This is a genomic window from Kribbella sp. NBC_00709 (genome assembly GCF_036226565.1).
Lineage (GTDB): Bacteria > Actinomycetota > Actinomycetes > Propionibacteriales > Kribbellaceae > Kribbella.
In genome coordinates, this window is the sequence record NZ_CP108996.1 from 981,042 (window position 1) to 993,206 (window position 12,165).

General features: G+C 68.4%; 12 protein-coding genes. 2 read left to right on the forward strand and 10 right to left on the reverse strand.

From position 1 onward, the window contains the following. Positions 1 to 27: 27 nt before the first annotated feature. From OHA18_RS04660 to OHA18_RS04670, 3 genes are read right to left on the reverse strand one after another with little or no spacing between them, the layout of a single operon-like run. Positions 28 to 1,065, reverse strand: a complete 1,038-nt coding sequence (locus tag OHA18_RS04660) for a YlbL family protein (protein WP_329002388.1) — start codon at positions 1,063 to 1,065, stop codon at positions 28 to 30. Beyond that, on the reverse strand, positions 1,062 to 1,313 hold the full coding sequence (locus tag OHA18_RS04665) for a hypothetical protein (protein WP_329002389.1): 252 nt from the start codon (positions 1,311 to 1,313) through the stop codon (positions 1,062 to 1,064). Before OHA18_RS04665 ends, OHA18_RS04660 begins: the two co-directional genes overlap by 4 nt. A 30-nt stretch (positions 1,314 to 1,343) precedes the next feature. Then, entirely contained in the window at positions 1,344 to 1,769 is a 426-nt protein-coding gene (locus tag OHA18_RS04670) for a molybdenum cofactor biosynthesis protein MoaE (RefSeq protein ID WP_329002390.1), read from the reverse strand. A 376-nt stretch (positions 1,770 to 2,145) separates the two neighbouring features. On the opposite strand from OHA18_RS04670, the gene OHA18_RS04675 reads away from it, so the two are divergent. Together OHA18_RS04675 and OHA18_RS04680 are read left to right on the forward strand one after the other, a co-directional pair. Further along, entirely contained in the window at positions 2,146 to 3,471 is a 1,326-nt protein-coding gene (locus tag OHA18_RS04675; protein ID WP_329002391.1) for a zinc-dependent metalloprotease, read from the forward strand. A 72-nt stretch (positions 3,472 to 3,543) separates the two neighbouring features. Beyond that, positions 3,544 to 4,047 carry an NUDIX hydrolase gene (locus OHA18_RS04680; protein ID WP_329002392.1) on the forward strand — a complete coding sequence of 168 codons (504 nt, stop codon included), beginning with the start codon at positions 3,544 to 3,546 and terminating at the stop codon, positions 4,045 to 4,047. A gap of 470 nt (positions 4,048 to 4,517) precedes the next feature. On the opposite strand, the gene OHA18_RS04685 is transcribed toward OHA18_RS04680, so the two are convergent. The 7 genes from OHA18_RS04685 to OHA18_RS04715 form a co-directional block, all read right to left on the reverse strand. Further along, positions 4,518 to 5,159, reverse strand: a complete 642-nt coding sequence (locus OHA18_RS04685; RefSeq protein ID WP_329002393.1) for a response regulator transcription factor — start codon at positions 5,157 to 5,159, stop codon at positions 4,518 to 4,520. Between the two features lie 98 nt (positions 5,160 to 5,257). Next, entirely contained in the window at positions 5,258 to 7,210 is a 1,953-nt protein-coding gene (locus tag OHA18_RS04690) for a hypothetical protein (RefSeq protein ID WP_329002395.1), read from the reverse strand. Next, positions 7,207 to 7,833, reverse strand: coding sequence for a PulJ/GspJ family protein (locus OHA18_RS04695; RefSeq protein ID WP_329002397.1), 627 nt, complete (start codon positions 7,831 to 7,833; stop codon positions 7,207 to 7,209). Before OHA18_RS04695 ends, OHA18_RS04690 begins: the two co-directional genes overlap by 4 nt. Further along, positions 7,824 to 8,258 (reverse strand): type II secretion system protein, encoded by a 435-nt coding sequence (locus OHA18_RS04700; RefSeq protein ID WP_329002398.1) that lies wholly within the window; start codon positions 8,256 to 8,258, stop codon positions 7,824 to 7,826. Before OHA18_RS04700 ends, OHA18_RS04695 begins: the two co-directional genes overlap by 10 nt. Beyond that, positions 8,258 to 9,463 carry a type II secretion system F family protein gene (locus OHA18_RS04705; protein ID WP_329002399.1) on the reverse strand — a complete coding sequence of 402 codons (1,206 nt, stop codon included), beginning with the start codon at positions 9,461 to 9,463 and terminating at the stop codon, positions 8,258 to 8,260. Before OHA18_RS04705 ends, OHA18_RS04700 begins: the two co-directional genes overlap by 1 nt. Beyond that, positions 9,460 to 11,025, reverse strand: a complete 1,566-nt coding sequence (locus tag OHA18_RS04710; protein WP_329002400.1) for a GspE/PulE family protein — start codon at positions 11,023 to 11,025, stop codon at positions 9,460 to 9,462. The genes OHA18_RS04705 and OHA18_RS04710 overlap by 4 nt, the downstream gene beginning before the upstream one ends. Before the next feature lie 29 nt (positions 11,026 to 11,054). Continuing rightward, complete coding sequence (locus tag OHA18_RS04715) at positions 11,055 to 12,152, reverse strand: type IV pilus twitching motility protein PilT (protein ID WP_329002401.1); 1,098 nt, start codon at positions 12,150 to 12,152, stop codon at positions 11,055 to 11,057. Positions 12,153 to 12,165 lie beyond the last annotated feature (13 nt).

The following is a 12,165-nucleotide window of genomic DNA, read 5'->3' on the forward strand; positions in this document are numbered from 1 at the left end:
TTCGGGTCGCCAGGACATACGGATCGCTCACTGACTGCACGACGGGACATCTCCCTTGCCGCTGGCGACCGCCTGAAGAGCGCTGATCGCGTCGGTCAGCGTGCTGATCTTCACCAGCTGGATGTTCTTCACGTCGGCGTGCAGTGCGGCTTCACAGTTCGGCGCCGGGACCAGGAACACCGTGGCGCCGTCGTTCTTGGCGCCGGCGATCTTCTGCTGGATGCCGCCGATCGCGCCGACCTGGCCGAGCGCGTCGATCGTGCCGGTGCCGGCGACGTGCTTGCCCGCCAGCAGGGCACCCGGAGTCAGCTTGTCGTAGATGGCCAGCGCGAACGCCGTGCCGGCGCTCGGGCCGCCGATGTCCTGGCCGAGGTTGACCGTGACCTTGACCTTCGAGTCGACGCCGATCGAGATCCCGACCATCGGGCGGCTCGTGTCCCCGGGGGTCGCGGCGGTCTTCAGTTCGACGGTCTGCTCCGCGGTGCCCCGGCGGATCAGGAAGACGACGTTCTCGCCGACCTTGTGCTTACGGACGAGGTCGCCGACCTGCGGGACCTGGGTCACGGTCTGGCCGTCCACCGCCAGGATGATGTCGCCGGGCTTCAGCTTGCCCTGCGCCGGAGTGTTGTCCGCGACCGTCGACACCTTCGTGTGGAACGGGACCTTCGCCGCCTGCAGTGCGGCCGCGACCGCACTGTCCTGCGAGCCGGTCATCTCCGCGGTGTTCTGCTGCTGGACCTGGTCGGCGCTCTGGTCCGGCGGATAGATGATGTCGCGCGGGAACAGGTCGTGGTGCGGGTCGAGCCAGTTGCGCATGGCCTGCGGCAACGTCAGCTGACGGTCCGGCGAGGTGACCGACACCGTGGTCAGGTCGAGCTGGCCCGAGGTCGGGAACGTGTCGTGCCCGGTGATCTCGATGACGGGCTTGTCCTTCGCGGACCCCAGGGTGTCCTTGACCGGCCCGGGGCTGAACGAGACGAACGGCACCGGGAACGCGGTCACCAGCCCGAGCGAAACGAGAAGCACGACGATCGAGGTGACCAATGTGGCGGTACGACGTGTCACGAACCCTGCCCTGCGATCTTGGTGGAGGCCTTCTGATGATTACGACGACCCAGACCGCGGCGACGTTCCGGGGTGGCCCGCGGGCCGGGGGCGGCGATCGCGGCGTTGAAGCGGCGGAAGTCGTCGACCGAGGCGAAGGCGCCACCGGACCGGCGCGGCTCACGGCTGCGCCACCCGCGCCACGCCGCCCAGCACATCGCCAGCAGCGTGGCGATCAGCGGGAACGCCAGCCACGCCAAAACCTTCATCCGGCCACCTTCATGCGCCCAGCGTACGGGTCAGTGAGCGCCGACCCACTCGCTGCCACCGTCGGTGAAGTGCTGGTGTTTCCAAATCGGGACCTCGGCCTTGAGATCGTCGATCAGCCGCCGGCACGCCACGAACGCGACATCGCGGTGCGATGCCGCCACCGCGACGATCACCGCCGCGTCGCCGATCTTGAGGTCCCCGGTCCGGTGGACGGCGGCCAGCGCGGTCACTGCGGGGTCGTCGCAGATACGCTGCGCAACCTTCCGCAGGTGCTCCAGCGCGTCGGGATGCGCCTCGTAGGCCAGCTTGTCGACCGGCTTCTCGTCGTCGTGGTTGCGCACAGTGCCGATGAAGATCGCGGTTCCACCCGCCGTCGGATCAGCGACAGCCGCCAGCACCTCGTCGCTGGACAACGGGCTGTCCCGTATGTCCAGCAGCCTGATCGCGTCGTTCATCCGTCCCTCATTCCCACCGGACCCCCGTGCTCACCTGCACACCATCCCATCCCCCGTCCCGCAATTCTCCCTCCCACCCACCACTGTCCACACATCACCTCCCTCCGGCACCGACATTTCGGCGTACCAAGAGGCGCACTAAGAGGAGTCCTGAGAACTGCGCTGCGTGGTGCGCTGTGCACCCGGAGAGACTGTTGCCTTGCTCACCTACCTGCGCCCGGTGACCTGGCCGCACAGCCGCGAGCGACCGGCCACCGGCGGATCTGGGGTCCGCCGCCCGCGAACACGAGCGGTGATGCGTTCGCCGGTGGAGGAACTGATGGGTGGAACCAGTACGTTGGAGTTGTACGCCCCACCCGCACAGGAAGGCCCTCCGATGAGCGACGAACCGGACAACCCGGACAACCCGTTCAAGGGAACGCCGTTCGAGGCCATGTTCCAGCAGTTCTCCGGTGCGGCCGGCGCGGGCGGCACCCCGGACCTGAACGCGATCTTCGCCCAGGTTCAGCAGTTGCTGAGCGGTTCGACCGACGGCAAGCCGGTGAACTGGGAGCTGGCCAAGGACATCGCCCGCAAGACCGTCTCCACCGCCGGAGACCGCTCGATGACGTCCGCCGACGGCGACCGCGTCGCGGACGCGGTCCGGCTTGCCGAGCACTGGCTGGACGAGGCGACCACGCTGCCCGAGGTGTCTGCCACCTCTGCCGCCTGGAGCCGCGCCGAGTGGGTCGAGAACACGCTTCCCGTCTGGCAGACGATCGTCGACCCCGTGGCCGAGCACGTCGCGGGTGCGATGGGCAACGCGCTGCCCGCGGAGGCACAGCAGTTCGCGGGCCCGATGGCCGGGATGCTGCGGCAGCTGGGCGGTTCGGTCTTCGGAGCGCAGGTCGGCCAGGGCCTCGGCGAGCTGGCCAGCGAAGTCGTGAGCTCGTCCGACATCGGACTGCCTCTCGGACCGATCGGCCAGGCGATCCTGCTGCCCGACAACGTCGCGAAGTTCGCGGAGGGGCTCGGGCTGACCGACGAGGACGTTCGGCTGTACCTGGCGCTGCGCGAGGTGGCGCACCAGCGGCTGTATGCCGGTGTGCCGTGGCTGCGCCAGCACCTCCTGGCCGCGGTCGCCGACTACGCGGCCGGGATCGAGGTCGACACCGGCAAGATCGAGCGCGCGATGGCGGATATCGACCCGCAGAATCCCGAGGCCATGCAGGAGGCCCTCGCGGGCGGCCTGTTCGAGCCCGAGGACTCCGAGCAGCAGAAGGCCGCACTCGTCCGGCTCGAGACCACGCTCGCGCTGGTCGAGGGCTGGGTCGACGACGTCGTACGCGAGGCGACCAGGGACCGGATGCCCGCCGCGATCCAGCTGTCCGAGACGGTGCGGCGGCGTAGGGCAGCCGGCGGGCCGGCCGAGCAGACATTCGCCACTCTCGTCGGCCTCCAGCTTCGTCCCCGCCGCCTCCGGGACGCTGCCAACCTCTGGGCGGCCGTTCGCGACGCTCGCGGAGCCGACGGTCGCGACAACCTGTGGTCCCACCCCGACCTGATGCCGAGCACCGCCGACCTGGACGACCCCATCGGCTTCGCCCAGCATGCCGGCGAGCTCTCCAACATCGACATCACCGACTTCCTCACCGACGAAGAAAAGAACCCGTCCGACCCCGGCTCGGACAAGGACGGCGACGGCGACAAACCCACCAAGTAGTTCTCCCCGACCGGCAGGGAGACTTGCGGGGTGCTTCACGGGAATGCGGTCGAGGTCCTAACGGGTTGGCGTGTGCCTGATGCCGGGCAGGAGGAGCTGCAGAAGCACTACCTGCAGCATCTGGCGGCGCATGCGGACGGCATGTGGCGGAGTTGCCAGCCGGAGCATGTGACGGCCAGTGCGTTGGTCGTTGACGGCGCCGGGACGAAGACGCTGCTCACACTGCACAAGACGGTTGGGCGATGGCTCCAGCTCGGCGGGCACTGCGAGGACGGCGATACGACCCTGAGCGGCGCGGCACTGCGGGAAGCGACGGAGGAGTCGGGCCTGACAGACCTGACGATCAACCGTGAGCCGCTGCAGCTTTCGCGGCACCTGCTGCTTGCCGGCGGATGCGCGGGGGCCTACCACCTCGACGTACAGTTCCTCGTCACCGCGACGACAGACACGGAGTACGTCGTGAGCGAGGAATCCCATGACCTCGCATGGTTCCCGCTGGATGCGCTCCCACCGGACACGGATCTCTCCGTCCAGGAGCTCGCCGCCCGGGCAGGGCACCACCTCGCGCGTCGCTGACTCCGCAGAACTGTGGGCCGACCCGAGTGGCCGGCCCACCTCCCCACAGCAGAGCGCCAATATTCCCCAGCCCTGCTATCCCTCGTACAACTCCCCGTGTCCCCCGTTGGTACTGCTGTTCCCCGTGCTCCCCCCGGAGCTGCCATCCGCGCCCACCAGATTGCTCCGATGTCCCGTCGCGGAACGGTCCACCGCGCAGTCCCCCGACTGCGGCAGGTGTCCCGCTTCCTCCCCCTACTGCGTTACCTGTCCCGCTGCGTTACCCATCCCCCGTGCGATCCCCGTCGTACTGCACCACTGCCGAGGCTTCCCGCATCCCCCCCGGGTACGGCCGGCAGCGGGCTGATGTCGGGTGCCGCCCCTGAACGGCATCGGCGATCAGCTGGACTTCCCCCGAAGTTCCCCGCTGCATGATGAAACGAGCAGCACGCAGGAAGGTGACGGGTCAGAGGTGAAGAAGTTTCGATGACTCACGACTTCGGCTCGATGAAGCCCCGTTGGAGTGCCGTCATGATGGCCTGCGCCCGGTTCGACACCTCGAGCTTCTCGTACAGCCGCTCGACGTACGTCTTCGCCGTGGACACGCTCACCGACAGCGCCACCGCGATCGCCCGGACCGACAACCCTTGCCCGAGCAACTCGAGCACCTGCGCCTCACGCGGACTCAGCAGCGCCTGCGCCGGCGACTGGTCGCGGCGAGCCATCGCGGGCCCGAGCCCGGTCGCCGTGAACGACGTGGGCGCCACGGCCGCGTGCCGGATCGCCGCCAGGATCTCGTCCGTCGGCGCGGTCTTCGCGACGAACGCGGACACTCCCGACTCGAGTGCTTCGAACAGGACGCCGTCCTGCCCTTCCGGTGCCAGCAGGACGATGCCGAGCTCGGCGTACCGGTTGCGGAGTTCGCGAGCGATCCGCAGGCCGTCGTGATCGGGCGGGGTCACATCGAGTACGACGACGTTCGCGCGGGTCGACAGCACCATGCCGACCGCTTCGGCGCGCTGGCCGGTGTCGCCGACGATCTCCAGATCCGGTTCCTGGTCGACCAGGCCGGCGAGGCCGTAGCGGACCAATGTGTGATCGTCGATGACGACCACCCTGACGAAATCGTTCATGGCTCCCCCCGCGGACCAAACTACGCAGCGTGACGCAGTTGCGGTAGGGACTGTCGCCTCTCCCGCCTGAAGATCTGGTCGCACCAGACACAACCCCATCAGCCCGGCCGCCACCATCCGAGGACGGTCACCGCACGCCGGCCCGCGACGGGCGACGACGGATCGGCGTCGACGAGTCCGATCCTGGCCTGCAGAGCCGGGCGGCCACTGGCCGGACAGATCAGGCCGCCAGGACAGATGTACGCCATGAGTTGCACGCCGAAGGTGAAGGCAGGCGAATCGTCGGGCAGATCGATCGCCACCCCGGACAGCGTCCCCGAGGCGGTGATCCGCAACGCGCGAACCACCGCGCCGGCTCCGAGCGCCGGCGTCCCCGGACCGACACCGAGATCAAGAACCGCGGCCGGCGCGTAGACCGTGCCCTGGACGAACAACCGACCGGAGACCATCGCGCAAGCGCTTGTATTACTGGGATATGGCCCCTCGACCACACATCCGTCCGCAGCGCGCAGAGCAGGCGGCGTGTAGCTGAGCTCCAGCCGGACCGCGTCGATGTCCTCGGTGTCGCCCTTGACCGCCAGCCCAGCGGTGAGCGCCAGGCTCGCGCCGGTGAAGGTCCCCGCATACACGTCCTGCGCCAGCGATCCGGTGCGGCTCGAGTCGAGCGGCACGGTCTCGGTCCGGTACGCCGTACCGCCCGCGGCGCCCGTTACCGACGCGGTCAACGGCGTACCGGATCCGACGTCGAGCGACACATCCAGCTTGTCCGTCGACGCCAGGTCACTGTGCCGATGGGTGATCTTCAGCGCGGCGGACTCCAGCAACGAACCGGCCGGAATCGCACCGGGCGGAGCGAAGCCGTTGATCGTGACCGGTGCGGTGTCGTTGGCCACCGAGCTCTTCCAGCTGGCCGCGACCCCGTCGACCGTGGACAGGCGGGACGGCGTCGCGGTCAGCCCGAACTTGCTCACCAGCGAGACCGCAGTCGGCTTCAACGCGCTCGCCCCGGTCAAGCCGACCGGCGAATCGGCCCCGCTGGTGAGTCCTCGGAGAGCAATCGGCGGCTGCGTCGACGAATAACTGCCGCAGAGCACCGCCTTGCCCGACTTCACGTCCAGACGACTGTCGCCGCCGAAGACGAACTGCACCCCTGCGGTCGCGCCATTGAGGGGACTCGCACACGAACCACCCGACAGCGTCCCGCCGATGAGGCTGCCGCCGTCGACCGTCCAGACGTTGTCGCCACTGTCGAGCAAGGGGTTCGACTCGTTGTGGAAGTCGAAGTAGTAGATGCCCGGCTTGAACCACCATGTGCTCCCGTGGCACGCGCTGTCGCTCTTCATCATCGCGCTCAGCCCTACGGCGTCGTCGTAGTACCCGGGCAGAAAGGTCACGACCGAGTTCGGCGTCGTGCAGGCGGGGAGGGCTCGTAGTGCAGGCACACCGCTCAGAGGCGACGGGTACGCCGGGTCGTCGCCACCGGGCAATGCGGAGAGGTTGCAGAGCGGACTCCCCAGCAGATCCCCTGCGCAACCGCCCCGCGCGGACAACGCACCGGCGCTCAGCTTCCCGGCGGCTACATCAACAGACGAGTTGGACACGACCTTGCCGTGGATCTGCAGGGTGGAGTCCGCCGGCTGGTTGACCGTGAGACCGGCCTCGCCCGGTATCTGTCCGAGGGTGAGCAACGCGTTGTCCGGGCGGTTGCACTCGCTCGAGTTCTGGCAGTGCACCACGACCTGTTTCGGATCCGGCTTGCACGTCACGGCGGCGGAGTCGAGACCGTTGAAGAGGATGAGCGACAGCGTGTCGGAGAGTCCGAAGCATCGCTGTCCCGATTCCCCGTTGTATCCGCTGTTCCGCAAGTTGTTGATTGCCGCCTCCATCGCACCGTCAGCCGCGTACGACGCCTCGGTCTGATCCTGGAGGCTCTTCGACACCCGTTCGGCGGAGTCGGTCCGCGACAGCAGAGCCGACAGCGCCAGTCCGATCACGGTGATCACCACGAGGACCAGCAGCAACGAGGACCCACGTTCGTCCCGGCGCCTCACGACTGTCTCCGCAGACCGCTCAGTGCGACCTCGTAGTCACCGGTGGACGGCCTCGACATCGTCAGCCGCAACGTGATGCCTTCTGGAAGCAGAGCGGAGTCACACGAACTGGAGCAGGTGACCGTGAGGCTCCCTGGCTTCACGTTCGACGCAAGGCGTAGATCAGACGACGGCGTAGTGCTCGGCCCCAGGCAGCGTGCTCGGTGCAGCTCTCCTGCCCCGTTCACGTAGTAGGCGACAACCGCCGTACGGCGGACCGCCGGCGAGACGGAGGTATCCCAGTAATCCGACAGCAGCCGAACCGCAGCGACCGGGACGGGGCCACAAACCACACCGCCCGCGGAGTCAACCGCGTCGAGCTGAATCGACGGCTCGAACGGCAGCGATCCGTCCACAGCGACGGCCCCGTAGTCGCGCAGGCCCACGGCGGCAACGTCGCGAGCAAAGTACGTCGCGCCGAGCTGGGCATCTTGTGCCATGTCCAGTCGGTCCGACGATGCACTCATCTGGTGCAGCGCGTTGACCACCAGGTCAGCCAGACCGACCGTCACGACTCCCATCAGGGTCATGGTGATCAGCAGTTCGACGAGCGTGAAGCCTTGCTCGGTGCGCTTCAGCCGCACGGCGGATCCTCGAGCCGGCAGGGCTTCCGCAGTACGACGTCCAGCGTCTCGGCGGCGCGCCCGTCAGTACTGGCCACCGATACCCGCAACCGCTGCAGCCCGCGGTCCGGCAGGCAGAGCGGCAACCACAGCGCCCCGGTCCAGTACTGCACCGACCCGCTCACCACTCGAGCTGTGAACCCGGCCGGCGGTGCGAAACCCGGAACGGCGTACGACGACGCACACGGGACATAGTGGCCATCGGCAACGTATTGCTGGAGCGCCTCGGCGTAGTTGCGCACCGTCGTGACCGCGGTGGCCTGCTTGCGCTGGGTGTCCGACATCAGCACCGTTGTCGTCAGCCCGGCCATCACCGCGACGACAGCAACGCCCATCAGGGCGATCGCGACGACCAGTTCCAGCAGACTCTCGCCCCGTTCTCGCATCAGCCCTGCACCTGCCGGAAGATCCCGTACATCGCCGACACCAGCGCGATCGCCACGAAGCCGACCACTCCACCCATCAGCACGATCACAGCCGGCTCGAACAGGCCGATCAGCTTCTTCAGCTTGTAGTCCAGCTCGCCCTCGTAGTACTGCGCGGTGACCTCCAGCTGGGCGTCCATGGTCCCGGTGTCCTCGCCGACCCGGATCATCTGGGCCGCCGTGGCCGGGAACAGTTTGGTGGCCGCGAGCGGCCGGGCGAGACCCTCCCCCTGCAGCATCGCCTCCATCACCCCGGCAAGCGACCGCCGATAGACGCGGTTCGGCAGCGAGCCGGTCGCGACCCGCAACGCCTGCGGCAGTTGGACGCCAGCACTGACCATGGACGAGAGGATCCGGCAGAACCGCTCGACCAGCGCGAACTGGACGGTCGGCCCGATCACCGGCACGGCGAGGACCAGCCGGTCCCGCAGATAGCGTCCGGGCGTCGTACTGAGCACGTACACCAGCACCAGCGTCAGTACGCCGGCGCCGATCATCAGCGCCCACCACCAACCGGTGAGGAAGTTCGTGATGGCCAGCAGGATCCGGGTCGGCAGCGGCAGCCGAGCGCCGAGGCTGGCGAAGAACGCCTGGAACCGGGGCAGCACGAAGCCGGCCAGGACGACCAGCGTCACCACCGACATCACCGCGACCACAGCTGGGTAGATGGTGGCCTGCTTGATCCGCCGGCGGGCTTCGAGATCGCGTTCGAGGTAGCGGGCGAGCTGGCCGAGCGCGGTGTCGAGGCGGCCGCTCAGTTCGGCCGAACGGAGGATGCCGCGGTAGAACTCGGGAAAGATCCGCGGATGCCGGTCGAAGCAGTCCGACAACCGCTCGCCGTCGCGGAGGCCGTCCTCGACCTCGAGCATCATCCGGCGGACCGACGAGTTCTCCGCCTCGCGGCCGAGGCTGTGCACCGACTCGGTCAGCGGCAGTCCGGCCCCGACGAAGGCGCCGAGCTGCCGCGTCAGGTGCATGACCTCTTCCCGCTTCACCCTCCGCGCGGTGATCTCGAGCTGCAGCAGGCCGGGCTTCTCGGACAGCCGGATGTTGCGCAGCTCCCGCTCGTACAGCGCCAGCTCGGCCTCCTCACGGCTCTCCGCCCGCGTCGTACCGCGCTTGGTGCTCCCGTCGGGCTTCGCCGCGACGTACGCGTATCTCGTCATCGCATCCCCACCGTGTAGATCGAGCGGAGCACCTCGGCGACTGTGGTGACTCCTGCCTGCGCCAGCCGGGCCCCCTCCTCGCGCAGCGTCCGCATGCCCTCGTAGGAGGCGACCTTGCGGATCTCGGCCAGCGGTGCGCGGTCGACCACCAGCTCGCGAATCGGATCGGTCACCGGCAGCAGCTCGTACACGCCGGTCCGTTCGAGGTAGCCGGTGTGCGCGCAGAAGTTGCACCCCAGGCCGCGGATCAGTCCGCCGATCGGGACCTCGACACCGGTACTGCGCAGGAACGCCTGCTCCGCGGCCGGTGGTTCGTAGTACTCGCGGCAGTTCTCGCAGACCTTGCGGATCAGCCGCTGCGAGATCACCGCGCTCACCGAGGACGCGACGAGGAAGTTCTCGATCCCCATGTCCAGCAGGCGATGTAGCGCCGTCGCGGTGTCGGTGGCGTGTACCGATGACAGCACCAGGTGCCCGGTCAGCGCGGACTGTACGGCGATGCGCGCCGTCTCCGCGTCCCGGATCTCACCGACCAGGATGACGTCGGGGTCCTGCCGCAGGATCGATCGCAGCCCGGCGGCGAACGTGATCCCGGCCGCCTCGTTGATCTGGATCTGGTTGATCGAGGCGTAGCTGTACTCGACCGGGTCCTCGATCGTCATGATGTTGCGCTCGGGGCTGTCGATCTCGCCGAGCGACCCGTACAGGGTCGTGGTCTTGCCGCTCCCGGTCGGCCCCGCACAGATCACCATCCCGTACGGCGTCCGGAGCAACGCGGCGTACCGTTCCGCCAGCTCGAATGGCATCCCGAGCTGCTCGAGGCGGAACAGCGGCCTGCTCTTGTCGAGAAGCCGCAGGACGACCTTCTCGCCGCCGACGACGGCAGCTGTCGAGACCCGGATGTCGACGTCGCGGCCCTCGACCACCATCCGGATCTGACCGTCCTGCGCGCGACGTCGTTCGACGATGTTCAAGTCGGCCAGGACCTTGATCCGGCTGACCACGGCGGGCCCGATCGTGCCGGGCAGGTCGAGCTGGTCGCGCAGCGCGCCGTCCACCCGGAACCGCACCCGGACCCGGTCGTCGTGCGGCTCGATGTGGATGTCGGAGGCCCGGTCGCGCAGGCCCTGGGTGATGATCAGCTGGACCACCTGGACGACCGGCGCGTCCTCGTTGACCACGAGCTCGTCGGGCTCGAGCGGCGCACCCCGGGCCTGGAACAGCTTGACCGACTCGTCGATCCCGGCCAGCGCACGGAAGCTGTTGTCGATCGCACGGACGATGTCGGGAGCTGCCGCGAGCGCCAGCCGCACCGGGCGGCCGAGCGCATCCTGGACCTGGGCGCCGAGCGCCGGATCGGCGAGTACGACAAGCACCTCGCCCTCGCGGACCGCGAGTGGCAGCGCGGTCAGCTGTCGCGCCGTCTGCTCGTCGATCACCGCCGTCGCGTCGGCCTCCGGAGTGACGGTCCACAGGTCCACCAGTGGAATCCCGTGCCGCTCGGCCAGCAGTGCGGCCCGGCGTCGTTCACCCGGAACGTCAGCCGGCTGATACGGAGGCACGGGCGACTTTTCCTGTCCGCGGTGCCTCATCACGCCTGCACCGCCGCGGAGCGAACCCTTGGCCGGAGCTCGATCTCTTTCGGGTGGGAGCTGCGGGCGTAGGCGTCCTCCGGTGAGATCTGGCCGGCGAGGATCAGCTCCGAGAGGGACTGCTCGAGCGTGATCATGCCTTCGCGCCGGCCGGTGACCAGGGCGTTGCGCAACTGGTGCGTCTTGCCCTCCTTGATCAGGTTGCGGATCCCGGCGTTCGCGACCATCACCTCGAACGCCGCGACCAGTCCGCCGCCGACCCGCGGGATCAGTCGCTGATGCACGACACCGCTGAGCGCCGCGGCGAGCTGGACCCGTACCTGGGACTGCTGCTCGGGCGGGAACACGTCGATGATGCGGGCCAGTGACTGGGCGGTGTCGTTGGTGTGCAGGGTCGCGAAGACCAGATGGCCGGTCTCGGCGATCGTCAGTGCGAACCGGATCGACTCCAGGTCCCGCATCTCACCGACCAGCAGTACGTCGGGATCCTCGCGCAGCGCGGCCCGCAGGGCATCCGGGAACGACGCCGTGTCGCTGCCGACCTCGCGCTGGTTCACCGCCGAGCGGCGATGTTCGTGCACGTACTCGATCGGGTCCTCGATGGTGATGATGTGGCAGGCCCGCTCGGTGTTGATCTGGTGGATGACCGACGCCAGCGTCGTCGACTTGCCGGATCCGGTCGGCCCGGTGACCAGGACCAGACCTTGATGCAGCTTGGCGAACGAGCCGACCACCGGCGGCAGCCCCAGCTCGGACATCGTCGGGATGCTGCGTGGGATGACCCGCAGCGCGAGTGCGGTGTCGCCGCGCTGGGTGAAGGCGTTCGCGCGGATCCGCGCGTTCTCCCGCCAGGAGAACGAGAAGTCGTGCTCGTACGTCGTCTGCCAGACGTTCGAGCGATGCGGGTTCAGGATCTCGGCGAGCATCGCGTCGGTGTCCCGCCTGCTCAACGGCGTCTTGTCCGCCACCGGGCGCAGGACACCGTGGACACGGAGCTGCGGAGCCATTCCGACGGTGAGGAGCAGGTCGGTGCCACCGGCGTTCCAGAGTTCCTCGAGCAACAGGTCCACCCGGCTGCCAGGCACAGGAATTCTCATGACGTCCCTTCGG

Excerpts from the sequence above, each read along its gene's own strand:
- OHA18_RS04665 (WP_329002389.1), bottom strand. The coding sequence starts at position 1,313 with ATGAAGGTTTTGGCGTGGCTGGCGTTCCCGCTGATCGCCACGCTGCTG.
- OHA18_RS04670 (WP_329002390.1), bottom strand. The coding sequence starts at position 1,769 with ATGAACGACGCGATCAGGCTGCTGGACATACGGGACAGCCCGTTGTCC.
- OHA18_RS04675 (WP_329002391.1), top strand. The coding sequence starts at position 2,146 with ATGAGCGACGAACCGGACAACCCGGACAACCCGTTCAAGGGAACGCCG.
- OHA18_RS04685 (WP_329002393.1), bottom strand. The coding sequence starts at position 5,159 with ATGAACGATTTCGTCAGGGTGGTCGTCATCGACGATCACACATTGGTC.
- OHA18_RS04700 (WP_329002398.1), bottom strand. The coding sequence starts at position 8,258 with ATGCGAGAACGGGGCGAGAGTCTGCTGGAACTGGTCGTCGCGATCGCC.
- OHA18_RS04705 (WP_329002399.1), bottom strand. The coding sequence starts at position 9,463 with ATGACGAGATACGCGTACGTCGCGGCGAAGCCCGACGGGAGCACCAAG.
- OHA18_RS04715 (WP_329002401.1), bottom strand. The coding sequence starts at position 12,152 with ATGAGAATTCCTGTGCCTGGCAGCCGGGTGGACCTGTTGCTCGAGGAA.